This is a genomic window from Achromobacter sp. PD1 (assembly GCF_048541815.1).
Taxonomy (GTDB): Bacteria; Pseudomonadota; Gammaproteobacteria; order Burkholderiales; family Burkholderiaceae_B; genus Achromobacter; species Achromobacter bronchisepticus_A.
The window spans coordinates 5,975,759-5,998,539 of the sequence record NZ_CP183349.1; the positions used below are offsets into that span (position 1 = coordinate 5,975,759).

At 65.7% G+C, this 22,781-nt stretch carries 27 protein-coding genes and 2 tRNA genes; 24 read left to right on the top strand and 5 right to left on the bottom strand.

The genetic code is table 11. The features are described 5' to 3' along the window. Window positions 1-23 precede the first annotated feature (23 nt). The 9 genes from hisA to ACM1PE_RS28135 all read left to right on the top strand — a co-directional run bounded on the left by hisA (window position 24) and on the right by ACM1PE_RS28135 (window position 5,081). Window positions 24-764, top strand: coding sequence for a 1-(5-phosphoribosyl)-5-[(5-phosphoribosylamino)methylideneamino]imidazole-4-carboxamide isomerase (gene hisA, locus ACM1PE_RS28095; RefSeq protein WP_054455505.1), 741 nt, complete (start codon window positions 24-26; stop codon window positions 762-764). Further along, window positions 761-1,579 (top strand): imidazole glycerol phosphate synthase subunit HisF, encoded by an 819-nt coding sequence (gene hisF, locus ACM1PE_RS28100; RefSeq protein ID WP_059376785.1) that lies wholly within the window; start codon window positions 761-763, stop codon window positions 1,577-1,579. Before hisA ends, hisF begins: the two co-directional genes overlap by 4 nt. 283 nt (window positions 1,580-1,862) lie before the next feature. Beyond that, entirely contained in the window at window positions 1,863-2,267 is a 405-nt protein-coding gene (hisI, locus tag ACM1PE_RS28105; protein WP_054455509.1) for a phosphoribosyl-AMP cyclohydrolase, read from the top strand. Continuing rightward, window positions 2,264-2,614 (top strand): phosphoribosyl-ATP diphosphatase, encoded by a 351-nt coding sequence (locus ACM1PE_RS28110; protein ID WP_013390944.1) that lies wholly within the window; start codon window positions 2,264-2,266, stop codon window positions 2,612-2,614. The genes hisI and ACM1PE_RS28110 overlap by 4 nt, the downstream gene beginning before the upstream one ends. Before the next feature lie 17 nt (window positions 2,615-2,631). Continuing rightward, window positions 2,632-3,000: a histidine triad nucleotide-binding protein gene (locus ACM1PE_RS28115; RefSeq protein ID WP_054455512.1), complete on the top strand. Its 369-nt coding sequence runs from the start codon at window positions 2,632-2,634 to the stop codon at window positions 2,998-3,000. A gap of 14 nt (window positions 3,001-3,014) precedes the next feature. Then, window positions 3,015-3,245 carry a Sec-independent protein translocase subunit TatA gene (gene tatA / locus ACM1PE_RS28120; RefSeq protein ID WP_054455514.1) on the top strand — a complete coding sequence of 77 codons (231 nt, stop codon included), beginning with the start codon at window positions 3,015-3,017 and terminating at the stop codon, window positions 3,243-3,245. 71 nt (window positions 3,246-3,316) lie between these two features. Continuing rightward, entirely contained in the window at window positions 3,317-3,847 is a 531-nt protein-coding gene (gene tatB / locus ACM1PE_RS28125; protein WP_059376782.1) for a Sec-independent protein translocase protein TatB, read from the top strand. Further along, window positions 3,844-4,635, top strand: a complete 792-nt coding sequence (gene tatC, locus ACM1PE_RS28130) for a twin-arginine translocase subunit TatC (RefSeq protein ID WP_251878507.1) — start codon at window positions 3,844-3,846, stop codon at window positions 4,633-4,635. Before tatB ends, tatC begins: the two co-directional genes overlap by 4 nt. A gap of 77 nt (window positions 4,636-4,712) precedes the next feature. Beyond that, the gene (locus ACM1PE_RS28135; RefSeq protein WP_059376775.1) at window positions 4,713-5,081 is read left to right on the top strand and encodes a helix-turn-helix domain-containing protein; all 369 of its coding nucleotides are present in this window, start codon (window positions 4,713-4,715) and stop codon (window positions 5,079-5,081) included. A 27-nt stretch (window positions 5,082-5,108) separates the two neighbouring features. On the opposite strand, the gene ACM1PE_RS28140 is transcribed toward ACM1PE_RS28135, so the two are convergent. Next, window positions 5,109-6,269 carry a trypsin-like peptidase domain-containing protein gene (locus ACM1PE_RS28140; protein ID WP_059376772.1) on the bottom strand — a complete coding sequence of 387 codons (1,161 nt, stop codon included), beginning with the start codon at window positions 6,267-6,269 and terminating at the stop codon, window positions 5,109-5,111. A gap of 19 nt (window positions 6,270-6,288) precedes the next feature. On the opposite strand from ACM1PE_RS28140, the gene ACM1PE_RS28145 reads away from it, so the two are divergent. From ACM1PE_RS28145 to ACM1PE_RS28155, 3 genes are all read left to right on the top strand, one after another. After that, window positions 6,289-7,065, top strand: coding sequence for a Nif3-like dinuclear metal center hexameric protein (locus tag ACM1PE_RS28145; protein ID WP_419341703.1), 777 nt, complete (start codon window positions 6,289-6,291; stop codon window positions 7,063-7,065). Window positions 7,066-7,334: 269 nt separating this feature from the next. Beyond that, window positions 7,335-7,961, top strand: coding sequence for a glutathione S-transferase family protein (locus ACM1PE_RS28150; RefSeq protein WP_419341706.1), 627 nt, complete (start codon window positions 7,335-7,337; stop codon window positions 7,959-7,961). 50 nt (window positions 7,962-8,011) lie between these two features. Then, window positions 8,012-9,343: an MFS transporter gene (locus tag ACM1PE_RS28155; protein WP_059376763.1), complete on the top strand. Its 1,332-nt coding sequence runs from the start codon at window positions 8,012-8,014 to the stop codon at window positions 9,341-9,343. Window positions 9,344-9,376: 33 nt separating this feature from the next. Here ACM1PE_RS28155 and ACM1PE_RS28160 read toward each other — a convergent pair whose 3' ends face one another. Then, entirely contained in the window at window positions 9,377-10,405 is a 1,029-nt protein-coding gene (locus ACM1PE_RS28160; RefSeq protein ID WP_059376761.1) for an AraC family transcriptional regulator, read from the bottom strand. 144 nt (window positions 10,406-10,549) lie between these two features. Here ACM1PE_RS28160 and ACM1PE_RS28165 point away from each other — a divergent pair, with 144 nt between their 5' ends. Then, on the top strand, window positions 10,550-11,317 hold the full coding sequence (locus tag ACM1PE_RS28165) for an aldolase (protein WP_118933479.1): 768 nt from the start codon (window positions 10,550-10,552) through the stop codon (window positions 11,315-11,317). Between the two features lie 117 nt (window positions 11,318-11,434). On the opposite strand, the gene mscL is transcribed toward ACM1PE_RS28165, so the two are convergent. Continuing rightward, the gene (gene mscL, locus ACM1PE_RS28170; RefSeq protein ID WP_042795720.1) at window positions 11,435-11,881 is read right to left on the bottom strand and encodes a large conductance mechanosensitive channel protein MscL; all 447 of its coding nucleotides are present in this window, start codon (window positions 11,879-11,881) and stop codon (window positions 11,435-11,437) included. 140 nt (window positions 11,882-12,021) lie between these two features. On the opposite strand from mscL, the gene petA reads away from it, so the two are divergent. From petA to ACM1PE_RS28200, 6 genes are all read left to right on the top strand, one after another. Next, window positions 12,022-12,657 (top strand): ubiquinol-cytochrome c reductase iron-sulfur subunit, encoded by a 636-nt coding sequence (gene petA, locus ACM1PE_RS28175; RefSeq protein WP_054455534.1) that lies wholly within the window; start codon window positions 12,022-12,024, stop codon window positions 12,655-12,657. A 74-nt stretch (window positions 12,658-12,731) separates the two neighbouring features. Beyond that, the gene (locus tag ACM1PE_RS28180; protein WP_059376757.1) at window positions 12,732-14,120 is read left to right on the top strand and encodes a cytochrome b; all 1,389 of its coding nucleotides are present in this window, start codon (window positions 12,732-12,734) and stop codon (window positions 14,118-14,120) included. Window positions 14,121-14,143: 23 nt separating this feature from the next. After that, entirely contained in the window at window positions 14,144-14,995 is an 852-nt protein-coding gene (locus tag ACM1PE_RS28185) for a cytochrome c1 (RefSeq protein ID WP_059376756.1), read from the top strand. 154 nt (window positions 14,996-15,149) lie between these two features. Next, window positions 15,150-15,761, top strand: coding sequence for a glutathione S-transferase N-terminal domain-containing protein (locus ACM1PE_RS28190; protein WP_006388039.1), 612 nt, complete (start codon window positions 15,150-15,152; stop codon window positions 15,759-15,761). Between the two features lie 12 nt (window positions 15,762-15,773). Beyond that, window positions 15,774-16,217 carry a ClpXP protease specificity-enhancing factor gene (locus ACM1PE_RS28195; protein WP_419341713.1) on the top strand — a complete coding sequence of 148 codons (444 nt, stop codon included), beginning with the start codon at window positions 15,774-15,776 and terminating at the stop codon, window positions 16,215-16,217. Between the two features lie 67 nt (window positions 16,218-16,284). After that, a tRNA-Thr gene (locus ACM1PE_RS28200) sits at window positions 16,285-16,360 on the top strand. A gap of 57 nt (window positions 16,361-16,417) precedes the next feature. Here ACM1PE_RS28200 and ACM1PE_RS28205 read toward each other — a convergent pair. Then, entirely contained in the window at window positions 16,418-17,383 is a 966-nt protein-coding gene (locus ACM1PE_RS28205) for a Bug family tripartite tricarboxylate transporter substrate binding protein (RefSeq protein WP_118933477.1), read from the bottom strand. 30 nt (window positions 17,384-17,413) lie between these two features. Continuing rightward, complete coding sequence (locus ACM1PE_RS28210) at window positions 17,414-18,835, bottom strand: amidase (protein WP_419341715.1); 1,422 nt, start codon at window positions 18,833-18,835, stop codon at window positions 17,414-17,416. A gap of 147 nt (window positions 18,836-18,982) precedes the next feature. On the opposite strand from ACM1PE_RS28210, the gene ACM1PE_RS28215 reads away from it, so the two are divergent. The 5 genes from ACM1PE_RS28215 (at window position 18,983) to ACM1PE_RS28235 (ending at window position 22,779) form a co-directional block, all read left to right on the top strand. Beyond that, a complete protein-coding gene (locus ACM1PE_RS28215) occupies window positions 18,983-19,804 on the top strand; it encodes an IclR family transcriptional regulator (protein WP_419341716.1) in 822 nt (273 codons plus the stop codon). Between the two features lie 65 nt (window positions 19,805-19,869). Beyond that, a tRNA-Asn gene (locus tag ACM1PE_RS28220) sits at window positions 19,870-19,945 on the top strand. 134 nt (window positions 19,946-20,079) lie between these two features. After that, on the top strand, window positions 20,080-20,994 hold the full coding sequence (gene gcvA / locus ACM1PE_RS28225) for a transcriptional regulator GcvA (RefSeq protein ID WP_280014487.1): 915 nt from the start codon (window positions 20,080-20,082) through the stop codon (window positions 20,992-20,994). 97 nt (window positions 20,995-21,091) lie between these two features. Then, window positions 21,092-21,565: a RidA family protein gene (locus ACM1PE_RS28230; RefSeq protein ID WP_054455544.1), complete on the top strand. Its 474-nt coding sequence runs from the start codon at window positions 21,092-21,094 to the stop codon at window positions 21,563-21,565. 17 nt (window positions 21,566-21,582) lie between these two features. Then, entirely contained in the window at window positions 21,583-22,779 is a 1,197-nt protein-coding gene (locus ACM1PE_RS28235) for an aminotransferase class V-fold PLP-dependent enzyme (RefSeq protein WP_118933473.1), read from the top strand. Window positions 22,780-22,781 lie beyond the last annotated feature (2 nt).

Consider the following 22,781-nt stretch of genomic DNA (forward strand, 5'->3'; position numbering starts at 1 on the left):
CATATATTTTTTCGCTGCCCACCATGCTGCTGATCCCCGCCATCGATCTCAAAGACGGGCGCTGCGTGCGCCTGCGCCAGGGAGACCTGGACGATGCAACGGTGTTCTCTGAAGACCCCGCCGCCATGGCCACACGTTGGCTCGACCAAGGCGCGCGCCGCCTGCATCTGGTCGACCTGAACGGCGCCGTCGCCGGCAAACCCAAGAACGAAGCCCCCATCAAGGCGATCCTGGACGCTGTCGGCGACGACATCCCCGTGCAGATCGGCGGCGGCATCCGCGACCTCGACACCATCGAACGCTACCTCGACGCCGGCATTTCCTACGTGATCATCGGCACGGCCGCGGTCAAGAACCCCGGCTTCCTGCAGGACGCCTGCGGCGCCTTCCCGGGCCAGATCATCGTCGGCCTGGATGCCCGCGACGGCAAGATCGCCACCGACGGCTGGAGCAAGCTGACCCGCCACGACGTGCTCGACCTGGCCAAGAAGTTCGAGGACTACGGCTGCGAAGCCATCATCTACACCGACATCGGCCGCGACGGCATGCTGTCCGGCGTCAACGTCGAAGCCACGGTCCGCCTGGCCCAGCACGTGCGCATCCCGGTCTACGCATCGGGCGGCATCGCCGGCATTCAGGACATCGAAGCCCTCTGCGCCGTCGAGGAAGACGGCGTCGAAGGCGCCATCCTGGGCCGCAGCATCTACGAAGGCACGCTCGACTTCCAAGCGGCGCAGGCACGCGCCGACGAACTGGCAAAATGACCACCTCCAGCAGCACCCCCGCGGCCGGCGCGCCCGTGCAAAGCGCGCTGACCCGCCGCATCATTCCCTGCCTTGACGTCACCGCGGGCCGCGTCGTCAAGGGCGTGAACTTCGTCAACCTGCTCGACGCGGGCGACCCCGTCGAGATCGCCCGCCGCTACAACGAGCAGGGCGCCGACGAACTCACCTTCCTCGACATCACCGCCACCAGCGACGGCCGCGACCTGATCCTGCCCATCATAGAGCAGGTGGCCTCGCAGGTCTTCATTCCGCTGACCGTGGGCGGCGGCGTGCGCCAGGTGTCCGACATCCAGCGCCTGCTGAATGCCGGCGCCGACAAGATCAGCATCAACAGCGCCGCCGTGGCTAATCCGGAACTGGTCCGCGCCGCTTCGGACTACCACGGCTCGCAATGCGTGGTGGTGGCGATCGATGCGCGCCGCGTCTCGGCCCAGGGCGAACCCGCACGCTGGGAAGTCTTCACCCATGGCGGCCGCAAGGCCACCGGGCTGGACGCCGTGGCCTGGGCGCGCCGCATGGCCGCCTACGGCGCGGGTGAAATCCTGCTGACCAGCATGGACCGCGATGGCACCAAGTCCGGATTCGACCTGGAACTCACGCGCGCCGTCTCGGACGCCGTGCCCGTGCCCGTCATCGCCTCCGGCGGCGTGGGCAATCTGCAGCATCTGGCCGATGGCGTCACCACCGGCCGCGCCAGCGCGGTCCTGGCCGCCAGCATCTTCCACTTCGGCCAGCACACCGTGGGCGAGTGCAAGCGCTTCATGGCTGGCCTCGGCATCCCAGTACGGATGTAGCCCCCCCGAAGCGCCTGCGGCGCTTCCCCCCAGGGGGGGCGCCGCAGCGGACCGACGGAGCCCGGCTCCACGCGGCCTCGCTTGAGTGGCGCCTCGAGTTGCATAGGCCGGATTGCTTGGCACGCATTGAAAAACCCAGCTCGCCTGGCCTGAATTGGGGATAGTCTGGATCAGTTTGGGAAGCCCCTCTCAGGCGTGCAACAAGGTATTGCCGTAAGATGATGAGTCCCCACGCGCCAGTGGCGGCCTGCAAGGCGCCGCGCGAGGACAACGGATGAATGAGATGAGCAACGAACCCGCCTGGATGGCCGACGTCGTCTTCGACGAAAACGGCCTGATACCCGCCATCGCGCAGGACGCCGAAAACGGCCAGATCCTGATGGTGGCCTGGATGAACCGCGAATCGCTCGCCGAAACGGCCGCCACCGGGCGCGCCGTTTACTGGTCGCGTTCCCGCCAGCGCCTGTGGCGCAAGGGCGAAGAGTCCGGCCATGCCCAGGAAGTGCACGAACTGCGCCTGGACTGCGACGGCGACGTGATCCTGCTCAAGATCCACCAGCAAGGCGGCATCGCCTGCCATACCGGGCGCGCCAGCTGCTTCTACCGCCGCCTGGAAGGCCAGACCGACCAGGCTTCCTGGATCACGGTGGACCCCGTGCTGAAAGACCCCGAACTGATCTACAAATGACCGCTCAAGCCGCAAGCGCCGCCGAAATCCTCGCGCGCATCGCCGATACCCTGGAAACCCGCCGTCCCGAAAATGGCGGCGATCCCCAAGCCTCCTATTCCGCCAAGCTGCTGGCCAAAGGCCCCGACGCCTTCCTCAAGAAGATCGGCGAAGAAGCCACCGAACTGGTCATGGCCGCCAAGGACGGCGTGCCCGACCGCATCGTCAGCGAAACCGCCGACCTGTGGTTCCATTGCCTGGTGGCCTTGACACATTTCAAGCTTCGGCCCGAAGACGTACTGGCCGAACTGGCTCGCCGCGAGGGCCTGTCCGGCCTGGCGGAAAAGGCGAGCCGCCCGCAAGACTGAACACGGAACCCGGAAAAATGAGCGACAACTGTATTTTCTGCAAGATCGCCGCTGGCGACATCCCGTCCAAGAAAATCTACGAGGACGAGGACTTTGTTGCGTTCCACGACATTAATCCGGCCGCGCCGGTACATTTATTGCTGATCCCTCGACGTCATGTCACATCCATGCAGGATATTAAGGGGGAGGACGCAGAATGGTTGGGTAGAATGATGTCGTTAGCGCCGCGGTTAGCCGCTGAAAACGGTTGCAATCCGGGCCCTGATGGCGGATTTCGCATCATGATCAATTCTGGCGTCGAAGGCGGCCAGGAAGTCCCGCATCTGCATTTCCACATCATCGGCGGCTCGCGACCCTGGAAAGGGCGCGTGGCCCCCAACGCGTAATTCGGAGAAACATCATGGGTAGTTTCAGCATCTGGCATTGGTTGGTTGTCCTGGTCATCGTGGCGCTGATTTTCGGCACCAAGAAGCTGCGCAACATCGGTTCGGACCTGGGCGGCGCGGTCAAGGGCTTCAAGGAAGGCATGAAGGACGCCAACGGCGGCGACAAGCCGGCCGAGCCGATCGCGCAGCAACGCGTCTCCGGCGACACCATCGACGTGCAGGCCAAGGAAAAATCCAACTCCTGAGCGCCTGCTCGGCTCCCGGGCCGTCCTGAACAGGCCGGCCCTTATTGCATCCACTCCCGAGCGGCCGTCGAATGTTTGATGTCAGCTTCACTGAACTGATGGTGATCGGCGTCATCGCCCTGATCGTCATCGGCCCCGAACGCCTGCCCAAGGTTGCCCGCACCGTCGGCCACCTGCTCGGGCGCGCGCAGCGTTACGTCAATGACGTGAAATCCGATATCCAGCGCGAAATCGAGCTCGACGAACTGCGCAAGTTCAAGAGCGAAATGGAAGATGCCGCCCAGGGCGTGCAGAAGTCGCTGAACGAAACCCAGGCCTCGCTGCAGGAACCCGTCCAGCAGTTCCGCGCTGAACTCGACGAGGTCGCGCGCGAAGCCAACATCAAGGCCGAACCGTCCGTGGCCAGCGAAACGCCTGCCGAACCAGAACGCAGCATCGCGCCGCCGCCCAGCCAGAACCACAGCCTGAACCTGGACCTGGATCTGCCGCCGGTGGCTGCGCCCGCGCCCGCCGCGACCCAACAACCCGCGCCCAGCGCACCCAAGGCCGACGACGCCGCGCCCGCCGCCAAGCCCGTCGCGCCCTCCGGAACCCCGACGTGACCCAGGACGCCTCCCAAGAAGAAGGCCAGCAGGAGACCTTCATCTCCCACCTGGTCGAGCTGCGCACCCGCCTGCTGCGCGCCGCCGCCGCCGTGATCGGCATATTCATCGTGCTGTTCATCTACCCCGGCGCGTCGGCCATCTACGACGTGCTGGCCCAGCCCATGCTGGCTTCGCTGCCCGAAGGCACGCGCATGATCGCCACCGGCGTCATCACGCCGTTCATGGTGCCGGTCAAGGTCACGATGATGGCCGCGTTCATCCTGGCGCTGCCCGTGGTGCTGTACCAGGCCTGGGCCTTCGTGGCGCCCGGCCTGTACCGGCACGAGAAGCGCCTGGCGCTGCCGCTTATCGTTTCCAGCACCTTTCTGTTCATCGCGGGCATGGCGTTCTGCTATTTCGTGGTGTTCCGCACGGTGTTCCACTTCATCGCCACGTTCGCGCCGCAGTCCATCACGCCAGCGCCGGACATCGAGGCCTACCTGAGCTTCGTCATGACGATGTTCATGGCCTTCGGCATCACCTTCGAAGTGCCCGTGGCCGTGGTGCTGCTGGTGAAAATGGGCGTGGTCGAACTCTCCAAGTTGAAGGCCGCGCGCGGCTACGTGGTGGTGGGCGCCTTCATCATCGCCGCCGTGGTCACGCCGCCCGACGTGGTCAGCCAGTTCATGCTGGCGGTGCCTCTGTGCCTGCTGTATGAGGTCGGGCTGATCTGCGCCCGGCTGGTCACGCCCAAACCAGAAGCAGAAAGCGAGACCGATTCGGACTCGCTGACAGAGCGCCACTGATCCCTTCGGACGGTCCTGCCCACAAAGCAGGACCGTTTCACCTTGTGGGCGGCTCACGGCAACTCTACATTGCCCTCATGTCACTCGCCCAAAGACTGCACACCCTGATGCGCTGGCGCGGCATCAAAAGCCAGAACCAGCTGGCTCGCATTTCTGGCGTGCCGCAATCGTGCATCCATCGGATCCTCATGCGCGAAGACTGCTACTCGCCGTCTCGCGCTACCTTGCTGCGCCTGGCGCGGGCGCTGGACACCAGCGTGCCGTGGCTGACCGACGGCGTGGGGCCGGGCGGGGATGCGCCGCACAACGGCGCGTCCCCGCCGGACGACGGCCCGGACGGCTATTGCACGGAAATCTGGGCGCTGCTGCGCAATCAATCCGAAAGCACCAAGAAAGCCATCTTGTCGGCGGTGCGCCTGATGGCCAAGGACCCCGCCGCAACCTGAACCCCCACCCGCGGACCCGGCGCGGTCCTAGCGCGGCTTGCCCGGGCGCGTGCCCACCACCACCGCCAGCTCGGCTGGCTTACCGCTGCGCAATATGCCCAGCTTGGCGCTCTGGCCCGGCGGCAGCTGCGCGATCTCCGATAGCAGGCTGGCGGTGTCCATCATGCGCTTGCCGTTGACCGACTGCACGATGTCCCCCACCCGCAGGCCGCCGCGCGCCGCCGGCCCGTCGCGCATCACGCCGGCGATGATCACGCCCGCGGTATCGCGGTCCAGCCCGAACGCACGCGCCAGCTCCGGCGTTACGTCCTGCGGCTCCACGCCCAGCCAACCGCGCTTGACCGCGCCGGTCTTGACGATCTCGTCCATGACCTTGCGCGCGATCTCGATGGGGGTGGCAAAGCCTATGCCCATCGACCCGCCCGATTCGGAATAGATGGCGGTATTGATGCCCACCAGATTGCCCGCGGCGTCGACCAGCGCGCCCCCGGAATTGCCGGGGTTGATCGCCGCGTCGGTCTGGATGAAGTTCTCGTAGGTGTTCAGTCCCAGCCCGTTGCGGCCCAGCGCCGATACGATGCCCAGCGTGGTGGTCTGCCCCACCCCGAACGGATTGCCGATGGCCAGCACCACGTCGCCCACCCGCAAGCCCCGGTCCGGCGCCAGCGTGGCCGCGGGCAGGGACCGCAAGGTGGCCAGCTTCAGCACGGCCAGATCGGTGTCCGGATCCGCGCCCACCACTTTCGCGGTATCGCGGCGGCCGTCGGACAGCGCAACCTCGATCGCTTCCGCGGCCTGCACCACGTGGTAGTTGGTCAGCACGTAGCCGTCCTGGTTCACGATCACGCCGGATCCCAGGCTGGTCGAGGCCTGGCGCCGCGTCACGCCCGGCACCTGGCCAAAGAACTGGCGCAGCACCGGATCATCGGGCAGCGGAATCAGCGGCACGTTAACGTGCTTGGTGGTGTATACGTTGACCACGGAAGGCGCGGCGCGGGCCACGCCGTCCGCATAGGACGCCGTGGCCTGGGCGCGCGCAACGGGCGGTCTTGCGGCGGCCGCCGCGGACTGAGGTCCCGCCGCCGGCCCCGCCAGCCGCAGCAGGTCGGGCCGCAAGGTCGTCACGACGAATAGAATACCCAGGCAGACCGTGACGGCCTGAGCAAAGATCAGCCAATATCGGCGCATGATTCTGATAGGACTAGCTATGAGTAAAGTGGACTCCCAAGTCCTGGCCAACTGGCTGGACGACACCCTGCAAACGGCGCGCTTCAAGGACTATTGCCCCAACGGGCTGCAGGTGGAAGGCCGATCCGAAATCGCACACATTATCGCCGGAGTCACGGCCAGCGAAGCCCTGCTGCGCGTGGCGGTCGAACGCGGCGCGGATGCGGTGCTGGTGCACCACGGCTGGCTCTGGCGCAACGAAGACCGCCGCGTCATCGGCACGCGCCGCGCGCGCATGGCCCTGGCCCTGAAAAACGACCTGAACCTGTACGCCTACCATCTGCCGCTGGACGCGCATCCCACGCTGGGCAACAACGCGCAGCTGGCGCGTGTGCTGGGCCTGACGCCCGCGCTGCACGATGACGGCGCGCCGCAAACCTGTGGCCCAGACAACCTGGTCTGGCTGGGTACGGCGACGGGCGTGGCAACGCTGGGCCAGTTGGGCGAGCGCGTGGCCGAACGCCTGGGCCGCCAGCCGTTGGTGGTGGGCGACCCGGACATGCCCCTGGCGCGCGTAGCCTGGTGCACGGGCGGCGCGCAAGGCATGCTGGGCGATGCGGCGGACGCGGGCGCCAGCGCCTACATCACGGGCGAGGTTTCCGAATCCACCGTGCACCTGGCGCGCGAAACCGGCGTGGGCTTCATCGCCGCGGGCCACCATGCCACCGAGCGCTACGGCGCGCAGGCGCTGGGCCAGGCGGTCGCGGAACGCTTCGGCATCAAGGTCGAATTCGTCGACATCGACAACCCGGCATAACCGGCTCCGCCTCCTCAAGATCGCCCCCGCAAGGGGGCGTTTTCATTGCACGGCGCCCAGCGCGACCGTGCGCGCCGTCCGTGCCGAATCCGCAGGACTCGGCTAGGGGAAAACCAGAGGGCGCGATCAAGGCGGCGCCTGTGCGTCGCATCTGGTCAATCGCGGTTCTCTCCCTGTCAATTCCGCGCGCAGTCCAGCGCCCTAGCATTCCATGCAGCCGCCCGCTGCCGGCCCTTTCCGGCCGGGCCTCCTACACACGGAGCCATTGAATGCTGACCCTCTACGACCACCCGCGCTCCGGCAACTGCTACAAGGTGCGCCTGTTTCTCGCGCTCATCGGCCGGGACTACCAAAGCAGGTTCGTCGACGTGCTGGCCCGCAAGAACCAGACCGCGGAGTTCGAGCGCGTCAGCGCCTTCCAGCAGATCCCCGCGCTGACCGATGGCGACACGGCCATCTGGGACAGCCACGCCATCCTGCTGCATCTGGCGCATCACTACGCCCCCGAATGGCTGGCGCCGCTGCCTCGCATCGGCGCCATGCATGCCTGGATATCGGTGTCCGCCAACGAGATCGCCAACAGCCTGCAGCCGCTGCGCCTGACGCGCGTGGTCAGCGACGCCGAGGCCGCGCACCACCTGGACGTGAGCGAGGCCTTGCTCGACGTGCCCGGCATGCAGGCCCGCACCGACCGCGTGCTGCAGCGCCTGGAAAAGCGCCTTGCGGACCACGCCTGGCTGGCGGGCGGCGAAGCGCCGACCGTGGCCGACATCGCCTGCTACGGCTACCTGGCGCTGGCCGAGGAAGCCGCCATCGACATCGCCGCCTATCCCGCCATCGCGGCGTGGCGCAAGCGCATCCAGCAGTTGCCAGGGTACGTGCCGCCAGGACCCTGAGTCCCGCGCACAACGACAAGAACCATTACTACAAGACAAGAGGGAACCACATGGACGCCATCCAGGCCGCGCAGCCTATTGCCCAATCACACAAGAAACCGAACCTGTTCCGGGTCGCCGTTGCCACAGTCATCGGCACCGCCGTGGAAGCCTTCGACTTCCTCGCCTACGGCACCGCCGCGGCGCTGGTGTTCAACAAGATTTTCTTCCCGCAGTTCGACCCCGTCACCGGCACGCTGGCAGCCTTCGGCGCCTTCGCCAGCGGCATGCTGGCGCGGCCCATCGGCGGCATCCTGTTCGGCCATTTCGGCGACCGCATCGGCCGCAAATCCATGCTGACGCTCAGCCTGCTGCTGATGGGGATCTGCACGGTGCTCATCGGGCTGTTGCCGACCTATGAACAGATCGGCATCTCGGCTGCGGTGCTGCTGGTGGTGCTGCGCATCGGCCAGGGGCTGTCGTTCGGCGGCGAGATGGGCGGCGCCATGCTGATGGCGGTAGAACACGCGCCGCCCAAATGGAAGGCGTTCTTCGGCAGCCTGCCGCTGGTGGGCGCGCCCCTGGGCATCCTGCTGTCGGTGGGTTCCTTCGCGCTGGTGACGCGGTTGCCGGAAGCGGACTTCCTGTCCTGGGGCTGGCGCCTGCCGTTCCTGGCCAGCGCAGTGCTGATCGTCGTCGGCCTGTTCATCCGCCACGGCATCGACGAATCGCCTGAATTCGAAGAGGTCAAGCGCGAGAAGGCGCGCAACAGACAGTCCGTGCAAGACAAGATGCCCTTGGGCGAATTGCTGCGCGCGCACGGCAAATCGTTGCTGCTGTGCATAGGCTGCAAGATTGCCGAGGTCACGCTGATCTACACCTTTCTGGTGTTCTCGGTTTCCTACGCGGTGTCCAAGCTCGGCTTCAGCCGCGCCGACGCGCTGCATGCCTTGCTTTACGGCGCTGGCGTGCTGATGTTCACCATTCCGCTGTTCGGCGTGCTGGCCGACCGCATCGGCGCGCGCCGCGTCTGTGGCTGGGGCGGCATGCTGCTTGGACTCATGGCCATTCCGATCTTTCTCGCGGTGGGCAGCGGTTCGCTGATGGCGTACAGCCTTGCCGTCTTCGTCGCCATGGCCTTCAACTACGCGATCATGATCGCGCCGCAATCCAGCCTCTACAGCGCGCAGTTTCCCGCGGAGCTGCGCTATTCCGGATTGTCCATCGGGGTCCAGTTCTCGGCCGCCATCGGCGGCGGGCTGGCGCCGCTGATCTCGGCCACGCTGGTGCAGAAGTTCGACAGCATTCTTCCCGTCGGCGTCTATCTGGCCTTCCTCGGCATCGTGGCGGGTAGCTCCGCGTTTCTCATGAAGCCCACCCCGCAGGACCTGCGCCGGGGCTGACGCGCAGGAACGGCATGAGCAGGCGGCGCGGCGCTAGGCGCCGCCGTTGCCGCTTCTGGCGGTCTTGCGATACAGGGCCGGCGACATGCCGAAGCGTTCATGAAAGCGGCGAATGAAATGGCTCGCGTGCTGAAAGCCGCAAGACGCCGCGATGTCCTTGACCTCGACGTGCGCGCGCCGCGGATCCTCCAGCGCCTCCCGGGCCAGCTGCAGGCGGCGTTCACGCACATAGCTGGTGTATTGCAGCGAGCGCATCTTGAACAGCCGGTGCACCCAGCGCGTGGTCACGCGCAGCACATCCGCCACCGCCTGCACCGACAGTTCCGGATCGGTGATGTGGGCATCGATATAGCTGGCCAGCACCTGCCAGTTGTCGGCGGGCGCGCGCGCATCGCCCGGTATCTTCTCCAACGCCTGGCTGGTGTAGATCGAGGCCAGCAGCGCCAACAGCGCCTGCTCGGCAAATAGCGACGACGTCGGATTCGATTCCGCCTTGTCGAAGAACACATGATGCAGGCAGCGATGGGCGGTCTGCACCATGGGCAGGACCGCCACGCCGCGTTGCGCGGTGAACTGCGACATCGCCAGGCTATGCGCGCCCAGCAGGCGCGACAGCGGCCCCTTGACCACCACGATGCGCGAATCGGTGTACATCCGGATTTCCGATGGCAGGGCGGTCGTGCGGAAGATGATGTCGCCGGGTTCCAGCGGCAGCGTCGCGTCGTTCTGCACGATGACGCCATGGCCCGCAATCACAAAGCTCGCCAGGAACTCCGCATGCTCCAGATCGGCCGCATGCTCCGCGCGGTGGTGCACGCTGATCGGCGTGGACTCCAGGCTCACCACCAGCCCGCCCGCGCGCAGCCTGCAGGCCTGCAATAGCAGCCTGGGCGGTTCGGTCAGCGCCCTGAATTCGCCCGGCAGCACCAGCTTGTCCAGCTCGCGCTCGTAGCCGGCGATCTCCTGCGCATAGAAAGGGCGGAACTGCGGCGCAAAGTTCAGATCCGCCTCGGAACAGGCAGGCCGGGCGGATGGATTCACTGTCTGGCGGGCGCGTGGCATGCTCGGAACACTCTGTCGGGTCGGCCAACACTGGCCGAAAGGCGCCGGTCTTCCTGTCGCATTGAGTCAACCCTCGTTCGTGATCGGTCAATCGCGGGCGGCGGAGGCCGGCGTGTAATGGAGCCATTATCCCAAGGAGACCCCATGCTGGAAAAACAAGCCCATGCCGACGCCTTCTTTGCGCGCTCCGCGAACAAGCTCGACTTCGGGAACTGGAGCGAAGAAGAAAAGGTGGCGCTGAGCTGCCGCATTCTCGCCAGCGAAGGCCATTCGGAAACCCTGGCGGGCCAGATCACCGTGCGCAAGGAAGACGGCACGTTCCTGACGACGCCCTTGGCCCAGGCCTTCGACGAGATCATCCCGGCCTCGGTCATCCGCATCAACGACAACATGGAGGTGCTCGACGGCCCCGGCACGCCCAACCCCGCCGTGCGCTTTCACTTCTGGGTCTATCGCCAGCGTCCCGACGTGCAGTGCATCATCCACACGCACCCGCCCCATGTCTCGACGCTGTCCATGACGGGGCAGCCGCTGGTGGTCGCGCACATGGACGCGACGCCGTTCCACAACGACTGTGCCCATTTGAAGGAATGGCCCGGCCTGCCCATCGCCGACCAGGAAGGCGAGATCATCTCGGCGGCGCTGGGCGGCAAGCGCAGCATCCTGCTGGCCAACCACGGCTTTCTGGCAGCGGGCTCGTGCATCGAGGAAGCGCTGTACCTGTCGGTGCTGATCGAACGCGCCGCCCGCAATCAACTACAGGCAGCCGCCGCCTATGGCGAGGTGAAACCGGTGAATGACGCGCTGGCCGCCGAATCGCACGATTTCCTGTTGAAGCCCAGCATCGTGCGCGCAAGCTTCGCCATGTTCGCACGGCGCGTCGAACGGCAAATGGCAGCAGAACGGGACTAGGGGAAGGGAACAGGCAGCGGATCGTTCAGCGGGGGCCGGCATGCGCCGGCGGGAACGTCCGCCAGCCGCGGCCCGGATCCGCGTCCATGCGGATCCCGGGCCGGCGGCAGCATCGGATCAGGGCTTCTTGAGCAGATCGCGGATTTCACGCAGCAGCGCCACGTCTTCGGGCGTCGCGGCGGGCGCCGGCGCTTCCTCGGCCTTGGTGCGGGCCTTGTAGATGGCCTTGACCATCCAGAAGATCACGAAGGCCAGCAACACGAAGTTGATGATGATCGTGACGAAGTTGCCCCACGCAAATACGTTGGCGCCGGCCTTGGTGAGGTCGGCGTAGGTCATGGGGCCGTTGTAGCCGGCCGGCATCGACAGAACCAGGAACTTGTTCGAAAAATCGACCGAGCCTCCGAGGATGAAGTTGACCAACGGCATGACGATGTCCTTGACCAGCGAATCGACGATCTTGCCGAACGCCGCGCCGATGATGACACCGACCGCCAGGTCCACTGCGTTGCCTTTGACAGCGAAATCTCGGAATTCTTTGACGAAACCAGTCGCTTTGCTCATAAAAGCACTCCCTTCGTGATACGCCCGTGAGTGGGCTGGCGCTATAATACGCGGTTGCTATGTTGTTACAAATTCCCGCGAACCCGATGCCGCAGAAGTGATGCTACTCGTAGAGCGGGCGCATCAACAAGGATAGGAAGATGAGTCAGGATACGCTGGTGCACGATGATGACGGTGCGGTTGATCCCAACCTGCCACCTGATCCTTCGCGACGTTTCTGGGTTACCACCGCCTGTGCTGTGGGTGGCGTAGCAGGTGTCGCAACGGCAGTGCCGCTTGTGAGCACGTTTTCTCCCTCCGAAAAGGCCCGCGCTGCCGGGGCTCCCGTTGAAGTGGACGTCGGCGACATTCCCGTCGGCACCATGAAGACGGTTGAATGGCGCGGAAAACCGGTCTGGATCATCCACCGGTCGCCTGAACAACTCGCTGGTCTCAAGACCCAGGACGCGCTGCTGGCCGATCCTGATTCCAAGCGCCCCGGCTTCACGCCCAAATACGCCGAAAACGAAGGCCGCTCGCGCAAGCCCGAGCTCTTCGTCTGCGTCGGCATCTGTACCCACCTCGGCTGCTCGCCCACGTCCCACTTCGAAAAGGGCGGCAGTCTGGGCGCCGACTGGCAGGGCGGCTTCCTCTGTCCTTGCCACGGCTCCACGTTCGATCTGGCCGGCCGTGTCTACAAGAACAAGCCCGCTCCCGACAACCTCGAAGTCCCGCCGTACCAATATCTCACCGACACCCGCATCATCGTGGGCGTCGATGAAGACAACAAGGCCTGACGCGCGCGTCGCGCTTTTTTCCCGAATTACGTAAGTAAATCCGCATTACGCCACGTGAGAGAAGGAGCCGTTACATGGCTGGCGAGAAAACCGTCGAGACGACAGGCCTGTTGGGCTGGCTGGACCGGCGCTTCCCGGTGACCTCTACCTGGAAAGCCCATCTGTCCGAGTACTACGCACCGAAGAACTTCAACTTCTGGTACTTCTTTGGCTCACTGGCCCTACTGGTGCTGGTGCTGCAGATCGTGACCGGCATCTTCCTGGTCATGCACTACAAGCCGGACGCGGAACGCGCGTTCCAGTCCGTCGAATACATCATGCGCGAAGTCCCGTGGGGCTGGCTGGTGCGCTACATGCACTCCACCGGCGCGTCGATGTTCTTCGTCGTCGTGTACCTGCACATGCTGCGCGGACTGCTTTACGGTTCCTACCGCAAGCCGCGCGAGCTCGTGTGGATCTTCGGCGTCGCGATCTTCCTCTGTCTGATGGCGGAAGCCTTCTTCGGCTACCTGCTGCCCTGGGGCCAGATGTCCTACTGGGGCGCACAGGTGATCGTGAACCTGTTCGCGGCCATTCCCTTCATCGGTCCTGAGCTGTCGATCTGGATCCGCGGCGACTACGTCGTGTCGGACGCCACGCTGAACCGCTTCTTTGCCTTCCACGTCATCGCCATCCCGCTGGTGCTGGTGGGCCTGGTCGCGGCCCACCTGGTGGCGCTGCACGAAGTCGGTTCGAACAACCCGGACGGCATCGAGATCAAGCAGGGCCCGAAGGACAAGTACGGCCGCCCGAAGGACGGCATCCCGTTCCACCCGTTCTACTCGGTGCACGACCTGATGGGCGTCGCCGGCTTCCTGCTCGTGTTCGCGTTCATCGTGTTCTTCGCGCCGGAAATGGGCGGCTACTTCCTCGAGTTCAACAACTTCATCCCCGCTGACTCGCTGAAGACGCCCCCGCACATCGCGCCGGTCTGGTACTTCACGCCGTTCTACTCGATGCTGCGCGCCACCACCGACGAGTTCACCTGGGTGCTGGCGGGCGCTTCCGTGCTGGGCGCCATCGCGCTGCTCGTCAAGAGCAACCTGAAGGGCTTCATGCGCATCGCCGTCCCCGGCATCCTGATCGTCGTGGCCGTGCTGCTGCGCGTGATCGACGCCAAGTTCTGGGGCGTGGTCGCCATGGGCGGCACGGTCGTCATCCTGTTCTTCCTGCCGTGGCTGGACCATTCCCCGGTCAAGTCGATCCGCTACCGCCCGACCTGGCACAAGTGGATCTACGGCATCTTCATGGTCAACTTCCTGGTGCTCGGCTACATCGGTACGCAGCCGCCCAGTCCGCCGTTGAACGTCACCTCGCAGATCGGCACGCTGTTGTACCTGGCATTCTTCTTCCTGATGCCGGTATGGAGCCGCCTGGGCACTTTCAAGAAGGTGCCCGACCGCGTCACGTTCCACGCCCACTGAGCCCACCAGATAACGGATTAACCATGATCAAGAAGCTGATTGGTGCCGTGGCCTTGATGCTCACGTGTACCGCCACCCTCGCCGCCGGAGGCGGCTACCCCCTGGACAAGGCCCCGTACCGCGTCAACGACATGGCGTCGCTGCAGAACGGAGCCAAGCTGTTCGTCAACTACTGCCTGAACTGCCATAGCGCGTCCTCGATGCGCTACAACAAGCTCAAGGACATCGGGCTGACCGACCAGCAGATCAAGGAAAGCCTGCTGTTCACCGGCGAAAAGGTCGGCGACATGATGAACGTCGCCATGACCCCGAAGGACGCCAAGCAGTGGTTCGGCACGACGCCCCCGGACTTGTCCGTGATCGCGCGCGCCAAATCCGTGAACGCCGGCCCCTCGGGCGCCGACTACATCTACACCTACCTGCGCACCTTCTACCGCGACACCGCGCGTCCCACGGGCTGGAACAACCTGGTCTTCCCGTCGGTGGGCATGCCCCACGCGCTCTGGGAAGTGCAGGGTCCGCGCGAACTCACGACGGTCGCCATGCACGAGGTCGAAGGCAAGGAAGGCGCCCCCAAAACCTGGGAACGCGTCACCACGGTGTACGATGCACAGGGTTTTTCCACGGTCAAGGCCGAACCGGTAGCCAACTACCACGGCCATGCCACCTTCGATGCCAAATTCAAGGCCGCTAACCCGGCCCAAGTCGCAACATACGACAACGACGTCGCCGACCTGACTGCGTTCATGTCCTGGATGGCCGAACCCGTCCAGACATTCCGCGTCCGTCTCGGCGTCGGTGTCATGTTGTTCCTGCTGCTGTTCTTCCTGGTTACCTGGCGCCTCAACGCCTCGTACTGGAAACACGTGCGCTAACCGCAACGCCCCGCCAGGTTCTTATCCGTCCCCGATTGCAAATGGGGACGGCATCAGCGGATAGGGCTGTACGCCTATCCCGCCTGGCAATTGGGGCCAGCGCCTGCTAGATTAAGGCGCTGGCCTTTCGTTTTTCAATAAAGGACTTACCGCCATGATGGTGCTCTATTCCGGAACCACGTGTCCGTTTTCGCAACGCTGCCGCTTCGTGTTGTTCGAAAAAGGCATGGATTTCGAGATCCGCGACATCGACCTGTACAACAAGCCCGAAGACATCTCGGTGATGAACCCGTACGGTCAAGTGCCCATTCTGGTCGAACGCGACCTGGTCCTGTACGAGTCGAACATCATCAACGAGTACATCGACGAGCGCTTCCCGCATCCCCAGCTCATGCCCGCCGACCCGGTCATGCGCGCCCGCACCCGCCTGTTCCTCTACAACTTCGAGAAGGAACTGTTCGTCCACGTCTCGACGCTGGAAGACCGCAGCGCCAAGCCCGACGAAAAGAAGCTGGCCAACGCCCGCCAGAACATCCGCGACCGCCTGGCCCAGCTGGCCCCCATGCTGCTGAAGAACAAGTACATGCTGGGCGAGGAATTCTCCATGCTCGACGTGGCCGTGGCTCCGCTGCTGTGGCGCCTGGACCACTACGGCATCGAACTGCCCAAGAACGCGGCTCCGCTGCAAAAGTACGCCGAACGCATCTTCTCGCGTCCGGCCTACATCGAAGCGCTGACGCCTTCGGAAAAAGTGATGCGTCGCTAAGGCTGTTGCGTGATGGGTGAAACTTCGACCAAACCGTACCTGATCCGCGCGCTGCACGAATGGTGCACCGATAACGGCTATACGCCCTACATCACCGTGCAGGTCGACGAGCACACCATGGTGCCCGTCGCCCATGTGCGCGACGGCCAGATCACGTTGAACGTGGGCACGCTGGCCACCAACCGCCTGGTGCTGGGCAACGAATTCATCGAATTCCAGGCCCGCTTCAGCGGCGTGACCGAAAACGTCTACGTTCCCGTGGGCGCCGTCAGCGCCATCTACGCGCGCGAAACCGGCGCCGGCATGGGCTTCGAAGTGCAGCCCTACGAACCGCCGGAAGCGGGCGCCCAGGGCGCGACGGCCACCGCCGCGCCCGAAGGCTCCGACGCCGCCCCCGGCGACGACGGCGGAGACGACGACGAACCCAAACGTCCGCGCCTGACCATCGTCAAATAAGGCATCCCCGCAGGGCCGGCATTTTTTTCATTACAATGCAGCCCTTCGCGTGCCCCGGGTACGCAGCGCCGGTGTAGCTCAGTTGGTAGAGCAGCTCACTTGTAATGAGAAGGTCGAGGGTTCGATTCCTTTCACCGGCACCAAGAACGAATGAAAAAGGCCGACTCCAGGAGTCGGCCTTTTTTCTGCGCAGCCGGGATTCAATCCGGCTTGATCCCCGCAGCCTTGATGATCGCCACATTGCGCTCCAGTTCGGTTTCCACCTTGCGGCGGAACGCGGCCGGATCGGCGTACGTGGCGTCGAACCCCAGTTGCTCCAGCTTGGCGCGTGTATCGGGTTCAGCCATGACCGCTTCGATCTCCTTGGACAAGCGGGCGACGATGGGCGCGGGCGTGCCCTTCGGCATCACCACGCCGAACCAGGTTTCAAAGTCGTAGTTCGCCACGCCGCCTTCCGCGACGGTGGGCACGTCAGGCACCAGGGCCGAGCGCGCGTTGCCGGTCAGGGCCACGGCGCGCGCCTTGCCCGCCTTGATCTGCGGCAAGCCCGCGACCAGCGTGTCGATCGACAGCGGGATCTGATTGCCCAGCAGGTCGGCCATGGCGGGCGCGCTGCCGCGATAGGGCACATGCAGCAATTTGGCGCCGGTACGCTGCGCCAGCGATTCACCCGCGATGTGCGGCGTGGAACCGTTGCCGAAGGAACCGAAGCTCAGCGGCTGGGCGGCCGACTTGCTCTTGATGTCGGCAACGGTGGCGATGCCCGTCTGCGGATTCGTGAGGATCACGAAGGGCGTGCTGCCGGCAATCGCGACATACTCGTAGCTCTTGATCGGGTCGTAGTTCAGATTCGGATAGAGCAGCGGGTTGAGCGTGAAAGTGGGCGCTCCGGTGATCATGAACGTATAGCCGTCCGGAGCAGCGCGCGCGACGGCCGCTGCGCCGATGCCGGTATTGGCGCCCGGCTTGTTCTCGACCACGACGGTCTGCCGCAGGCGATCGCCCAGCTTGGCGGCGAACAGGCGGCCAATGACGTCCGTCGAACCGCCCGGCGGGAATGGCACGACCATCGTGATCGGCTTGCTTGGATAGTCCTGCGCCGCGGCCAGAGCCGGCCCGACAGCCAGAGCGCACAAAAATGCGCTCTTGGCGATGTGCTTGATCATGCGTAATTCCCCTTGTGTTGGTTGTGTGGTTCAGTCGGCCAGAGCCGGCGTCCGGCGCCAGCATTGCGTGGCTTGCTCAAACGCGTGGGCAAGCTGCAGCAGGGCGCGCTCCTGGCGGTAGCGCCCGACGATCTGGATGCCTACCGGCAGCCCCTCGGCGGTAAAGCCACAGGGCACCGAAATGGCTGGATGCCCCGTCAGGGACAGGTAATAGCCCGAACGCATCCAGTCGATGTAATTGAGCATCGGCGTACCCTCGATGCTGCCGACGGTTTCCTGCTCGACCGGAAACGGCAGCACCTGGCTGACCGGGCCGATCATGAATTCGTATGTCTGCATGAAGGCGTGCATGCGCGCGAACAGCGCGGCGCGGTCCCGCTCCGCCTGCACGACGGCGGCGGCGGATTGCCGCAGGCCGAGCTCGATGTTCCAGATCACCGTGTCCTTGAGCAGATGCCGGTGCTCAAGCAACGCGGCCTCATAGCCCACGGCAAAGGTCTGTCCGCGCAGGGCCTGGAATGCGGCATCCGCGCCGGAAAAGTCGGGGCAGGCCGGCTCCACGCGTGCGCCCAGATCCGCAAACACAGGCAGCCGCTGTTCCAGGGCCTGCACCACCGCGGGTTCGACGGGCAAATCCCCCCAGGTCGGCGCATAGGCGATGCGCACGCCTTTGAAATCGCGCTCCAGGGCGCCAAGAAAGCAGGCCGGATCCTGTTCAATGGCCAAGGGATCGCGCGAATCGGGACCGGCAGTGGCGGCCAGCAGCAAGGCCACATCGGCCACGGAGCGAGCCATGGGTCCGGCCACGGTCAACGTGTTGTAGGGACTGGCCGCGGGCCATTGCGGCACGCGACCCGGAGAAGGACGCAGGCCCACGACATTGCAGAACGAGGCTGGATTGCGCAACGAACCGCCCATATCCGTGCCGTCGGCCAGCGGCGCCATGCCGGTAGCCAGCGCGGCGGCGGCGCCGCCGCTGCTTCCGCCGGCGGTCATGCGCGGGTCATAGGGATTACGGGTGGCGCCGAATACGGTATTGAAGGTTTGCGAGCCCGCGCCGAATTCGGGCAGATTGGTCTTGCCCAGGGTGATGGCGCCAGCGGCGCGTTCGCGGCTGACGATCAGGCTGTCCCGCTCCGGCACAAAGTCGCGGTATAGCGGCGAACCATAGGTAGTGCGCATGCCCGCCGTCAGGAACGAGTCCTTGTGCACGATGGGCAGGCCGTGCAACAGACCCAGAACCTGCCCGCCTGCCTGACGCTCGTCGGCCCGGGCCGCGCCGGCCATTGCGGCTTCGGCGTCCAGCGTGACGATGGCATTGATCCGCGGATTCCAGGCCTCGATGCGCCGCAGATGCGCCGCCATGAGTTCCCGGGCGCTCAGATGCCCGGCTGCGATTTCCCCGCGCAGCGCGACGGCGGTCATGTCGCATAGGGTCGATTCGATAGTCATTTGCTGCCTAAAAGTATTGCTATGCAATACAAAGTATTGAATACTTAACTTTATAGTGGGTATTGCCAAGCCGGACAATCCGGGGAAACTAGCGCCTGCCCAGCCCCCGGCTGCCATCGCCGCCTGTCCCGCACTCGAGAAACCTCCATGAAAAAGCGCCAGCCATCCCCTCCCGATGTCGCACCGGCAACGTTGCCGCCAGAGCCGGCGGCCGCCGACGATCCGCTGTACGTCGCATCGCTGGAAAAAGGCGTCCGGGTGCTGGAAGCATTCCGCGATGCCGGCGACTCGCTGGGCCTGACCGACATCGCCACGGTGACCGGCCTGGGCAAGAGCGCCGCGCAACGCTTCGTGCATACCTGGGAACGCTTGGGCTATCTGGTCAAGGAAGCCGCCTCGCGACGCTACCGCCTAGGGCCGCGCGTGGTGGAGCTCGGCTACTTTTTCCTGCGCAGCGACCGGCTTGTGTCCATGGCCGCGCCGCACCTGGTCGCGCTGCGCGATCGTTGCGGGTTGGCGTTGCATATGAGCGTGCTGGCGGGTAGCGACATGATCTATCTGTTGCGCCTGCCCAGCCGCCAAATGACCCTGGCGGAAATGCTGCCGGGACGCCGCATGCCGGCATGGTGCAATAGCGCGGGACGCATACTGCTAGCGCAGCTGGACGACGAAGCCGTGCGACAGGCGCTTCTGCGTTCGCCCCCGCGCGCCTTCACCCCTCGCACCGTGATCGATCCCGAAGCGTTGCTGGCGCTGGTCCGGCAAGCCCGGGATGAGGGCTACGCCCTGACCGAAGACCAGGTCCTGCAGAATCAGGTGGGCGCGGCCGTGCTGCTGCGCGATGCCCGCGCCATGCCGCTGGCCGCCATCAGCGTCAGCGCGCCGCGCCACGACTATTCCACCGACCGCCTGGTGCGCGACATCGTGCCCCAGCTGTTCCGCACGGCGCAGGCGATCCAGAGCGCCTGAACCCGCGCGCGGGGCCGTTTTGCATTCTTCCGTTTTTTTGTGCATAATTCGCCCCCTCTACCTGTTCCCCGATAGCTCAGTCGGTAGAGCGACGGACTGTTAATCCGCAGGTCGCTGGTTCGAGCCCAGCTCGGGGAGCCAAAGAATGCAGTACTGAAGGGCCCGCAACTTGTTGCGGGCCTTTTGCATTTGGACGCGGCGCAAGCGGCCTGTTTGCCGGGCCGCGCGCGGCGTACGATGATGCGCATTCCCTCATCACCACATCGCCTGCCTCCATGCGTTCCGCGCGATCCCTGCCTGCCCTGGTTTCCCTGCGCGCCTTTGAAGCGGCCGCGCGGCGCATGAGCTTTTCGCTGGCCGCGCAGGAACTCTTCGTGACGCAAAGCGCCATCAGCCACCATATCCAACGGTTGGAAGCCGAGCTGGGCGTGGCGCTGTTCGAGCGGCTCACCCGCGCCGTGGCGCTGACCGCGGCGGGTCAGGCCTATTACGAGCGCGTGCACGCGGCCTTCGAACTGCTGCGCCAGGGTACCGACGAGATCCGTGCGCCCGAGACTGTGCGGCAGACGCTGCGCGTCGGGCTGCTGGCCTCGTTCGCCACGCGCTGGCTGGCGCCGCGCCTGGCGGCGTTTGCCGCCGCTCATCCCGACATCGATCTCCAATTGCAGCCCGACATCGGTTTGGCGGACGTCGCGGGCGGCGAGGTCGACGTCGCCATCCGCTACGGGCGCGGCGTGTGGCCCGGCGTGCGGGCGCGGTTGATCATGGCGGAGCGGCTGTCGGTGGTCTGCGCGCCCGCGCTGATCGCGGGCAGGAAACGCCCGCGCACGCCGCAGGATCTGCTGCGCTTTCCGTTGCTGGCCTCGCATGCCCGCCATCCCTTCGAATGGGACGCCTGGGCCCGGCATCATGGCGTGGACCTGGGCGGCGTGCGGCCCGTGCGTCTGCATGACTACAACATCGTTGTGGAAGCGGCGCTGGCGGGGCAAGGCATGGCGATGGGCCGCCACCGCCTTATCGCCGCCCAGCTCGCCAGCGGCGCGCTGGTGGAGGCCCTGCCTGACGCCGCGCTCGAAGCTCCCCGTATCGGCTGGTGGTTCGTGACGCCGCGCGGCGCGCTTGGCGACGCGGCGCAGCGCTTCCACGCGTGGCTGGCGCAGGTAGCCGCGGAGCAAGACGATACACATTAGTTTTACTCATGTGTACTGCGCGAAAATTGATTGGTCAGGGTCCGCAGTGGCCGATAGCATGAGGCTTGCCCTTAGTTTCCCTATTCAGGAGTCCCTCATGACCCGCTCGATCTCCGGCCGCGTGGCCGAACTTGGCCTGACCCTCGAAGCCGCCGCCGCTCCCGCCGCCAACTACGTGCCCTTCGTGCAGGAAGGCAACCTGCTGTATATCTCGGGCCAGATCTCCCGCAAGGACGGCAAGGCCGCCTATCTGGGCCGCCTGGGCGACCAGGTTTCTGACGCCGATGGCGTGGCAGCGGCGCGCTTGTCGGCGCTGGGCCTGCTGTCACAGATCGCCGCGGCCACCGGCGACAAGCTGGACCGCGTGGCGCGCGTCGTGCGCCTGGGCGTGTTCGTGGCCAGCACGCCGGATTTCAACCGCCAGAGCGCCATCGCCAACGGCGCCTCCGACCTGATGGTCGAAGTGTTCGGCGACGCCGGCCGCCATGCGCGCAGTGCCGTCGGCGTGGCGTCCCTGCCGCAGGGCGTGGCGGTGGAAATCGAAGCCGTTATCGCGCTCACGCAAGCCTGATCCCCGCCGGAGCCGCCATGTCCGCCCCCTTGACTCCCAGCGCCGTGGAGGCGTTGCGCGCCCAGACCCCAGGCGCGCACACCACCGTCCATTTCAATCACGCCGGCGCGTCGCTGCCCTCGGCCGCCACGCTGCACGCCATCCACGCCCACCTGCACCGCGAAGCCACGCAAGGGCCTATGGAAGCGGGTGTGCGGTCGCGGGAGCTGATCGAGCAGGCTCGCACGCTGGCGGCCCGGCTGCTCAACGCGGACGCGGCCGAGATCGCGCTGACCGGCGGCAATTCGCCCGGCTGGGGCGCGGCCTTCGCGGCGATGGCGCCGTGGCGCGCCGGCGACCGCATCCTGGTGGGCCGCCACGAATGGGGCGGCAACCTGGCCGCCATGCGGCTCAAGGCGCAGCGTGCTGGCGCCACGCTGGAGACCATCCCCTCGGACGACAGCGGCTGCGTCGATCCGCAGGAGCTGGAGGCCATGCTCGATGAGCGGGTGCGCTTGATCGCGCTGACCTGGCTGCCCGCCAACGGTGGCCTGATCAATCCGGCCGCCGCCATCGGCAGCGTGGCGCGCCGTCACGGCATCCCGTACTTCGTGGACGCGGCGCAAGCCGTCGGCCAGTTGCCCGTGGACGTGGCGCAGATCGGCTGCGATGTATTGAGCGGGGCGGGACGCAAGGCATTGCGCGGCCCGCGCGGCACCGGCCTGCTATATGTGCGGCGCGACTTCCTGGACCAGCTCACGCCCGCCTTCGTCGACACCCATTCCGCGCCCCTGGGCGCCGATGGCGAACCCGTACTGCGCCAGGACGCCGCGCGCCTGGAATCGGCGGAGGCCTCGCTAGCGCTGCGCTGCGGCCTGGCCAACGCCTTGCAGGAAGCCCTGGACATCGGCCTGCCAGCCATCCGCGCGCGCATCGCCGCCACGGCCCAGGCCCTGCGGACCGAACTGGCAGCCATCCCCGGCATCACGGTGCTGGACCAGGGCCGCGAACGCTCGGGCCTGGTGTCCTTCGACCTGGCCGGCCAGGACGCGGTATCCGTGCAGCGCGCCATGGCCGCGCAGGGCATCACCATCGGCAGCAACGGCGTGTCCTACACGCCGCTGGACATGCAGGCGCGCGGCCTGACCCAGATCGCGCGGGCCTCGGTCAGCTATCTGACCAACGACGCGGAAATCGATCGCCTGCTGGAAGGGCTGCGCGCGCTGACCCGCTAGGG

Coding starts and splice junctions, on each gene's coding strand:
- hisA (WP_054455505.1), top strand. CDS start 24: ATGCTGCTGATCCCCGCCATCGATCTCAAAGACGGGCGCTGCGTGCGC.
- hisF (WP_059376785.1), top strand. CDS start 761: ATGACCACCTCCAGCAGCACCCCCGCGGCCGGCGCGCCCGTGCAAAGC.
- hisI (WP_054455509.1), top strand. CDS start 1,863: ATGAGCAACGAACCCGCCTGGATGGCCGACGTCGTCTTCGACGAAAAC.
- ACM1PE_RS28110 (WP_013390944.1), top strand. CDS start 2,264: ATGACCGCTCAAGCCGCAAGCGCCGCCGAAATCCTCGCGCGCATCGCC.
- ACM1PE_RS28115 (WP_054455512.1), top strand. CDS start 2,632: ATGAGCGACAACTGTATTTTCTGCAAGATCGCCGCTGGCGACATCCCG.
- tatA (WP_054455514.1), top strand. CDS start 3,015: ATGGGTAGTTTCAGCATCTGGCATTGGTTGGTTGTCCTGGTCATCGTG.
- tatB (WP_059376782.1), top strand. CDS start 3,317: ATGTTTGATGTCAGCTTCACTGAACTGATGGTGATCGGCGTCATCGCC.
- ACM1PE_RS28135 (WP_059376775.1), top strand. CDS start 4,713: ATGTCACTCGCCCAAAGACTGCACACCCTGATGCGCTGGCGCGGCATC.
- ACM1PE_RS28140 (WP_059376772.1), bottom strand. CDS start 6,269: ATGCGCCGATATTGGCTGATCTTTGCTCAGGCCGTCACGGTCTGCCTG.
- ACM1PE_RS28145 (WP_419341703.1), top strand. CDS start 6,289: ATGAGTAAAGTGGACTCCCAAGTCCTGGCCAACTGGCTGGACGACACC.
- ACM1PE_RS28150 (WP_419341706.1), top strand. CDS start 7,335: ATGCTGACCCTCTACGACCACCCGCGCTCCGGCAACTGCTACAAGGTG.
- ACM1PE_RS28155 (WP_059376763.1), top strand. CDS start 8,012: ATGGACGCCATCCAGGCCGCGCAGCCTATTGCCCAATCACACAAGAAA.
- ACM1PE_RS28160 (WP_059376761.1), bottom strand. CDS start 10,405: ATGCCACGCGCCCGCCAGACAGTGAATCCATCCGCCCGGCCTGCCTGT.
- ACM1PE_RS28165 (WP_118933479.1), top strand. CDS start 10,550: ATGCTGGAAAAACAAGCCCATGCCGACGCCTTCTTTGCGCGCTCCGCG.
- mscL (WP_042795720.1), bottom strand. CDS start 11,881: ATGAGCAAAGCGACTGGTTTCGTCAAAGAATTCCGAGATTTCGCTGTC.
- petA (WP_054455534.1), top strand. CDS start 12,022: ATGAGTCAGGATACGCTGGTGCACGATGATGACGGTGCGGTTGATCCC.
- ACM1PE_RS28180 (WP_059376757.1), top strand. CDS start 12,732: ATGGCTGGCGAGAAAACCGTCGAGACGACAGGCCTGTTGGGCTGGCTG.
- ACM1PE_RS28185 (WP_059376756.1), top strand. CDS start 14,144: ATGATCAAGAAGCTGATTGGTGCCGTGGCCTTGATGCTCACGTGTACC.
- ACM1PE_RS28190 (WP_006388039.1), top strand. CDS start 15,150: ATGATGGTGCTCTATTCCGGAACCACGTGTCCGTTTTCGCAACGCTGC.
- ACM1PE_RS28195 (WP_419341713.1), top strand. CDS start 15,774: ATGGGTGAAACTTCGACCAAACCGTACCTGATCCGCGCGCTGCACGAA.
- ACM1PE_RS28205 (WP_118933477.1), bottom strand. CDS start 17,383: ATGATCAAGCACATCGCCAAGAGCGCATTTTTGTGCGCTCTGGCTGTC.
- ACM1PE_RS28210 (WP_419341715.1), bottom strand. CDS start 18,835: ATGACTATCGAATCGACCCTATGCGACATGACCGCCGTCGCGCTGCGC.
- ACM1PE_RS28215 (WP_419341716.1), top strand. CDS start 18,983: ATGAAAAAGCGCCAGCCATCCCCTCCCGATGTCGCACCGGCAACGTTG.
- gcvA (WP_280014487.1), top strand. CDS start 20,080: ATGCGTTCCGCGCGATCCCTGCCTGCCCTGGTTTCCCTGCGCGCCTTT.
- ACM1PE_RS28230 (WP_054455544.1), top strand. CDS start 21,092: ATGACCCGCTCGATCTCCGGCCGCGTGGCCGAACTTGGCCTGACCCTC.
- ACM1PE_RS28235 (WP_118933473.1), top strand. CDS start 21,583: ATGTCCGCCCCCTTGACTCCCAGCGCCGTGGAGGCGTTGCGCGCCCAG.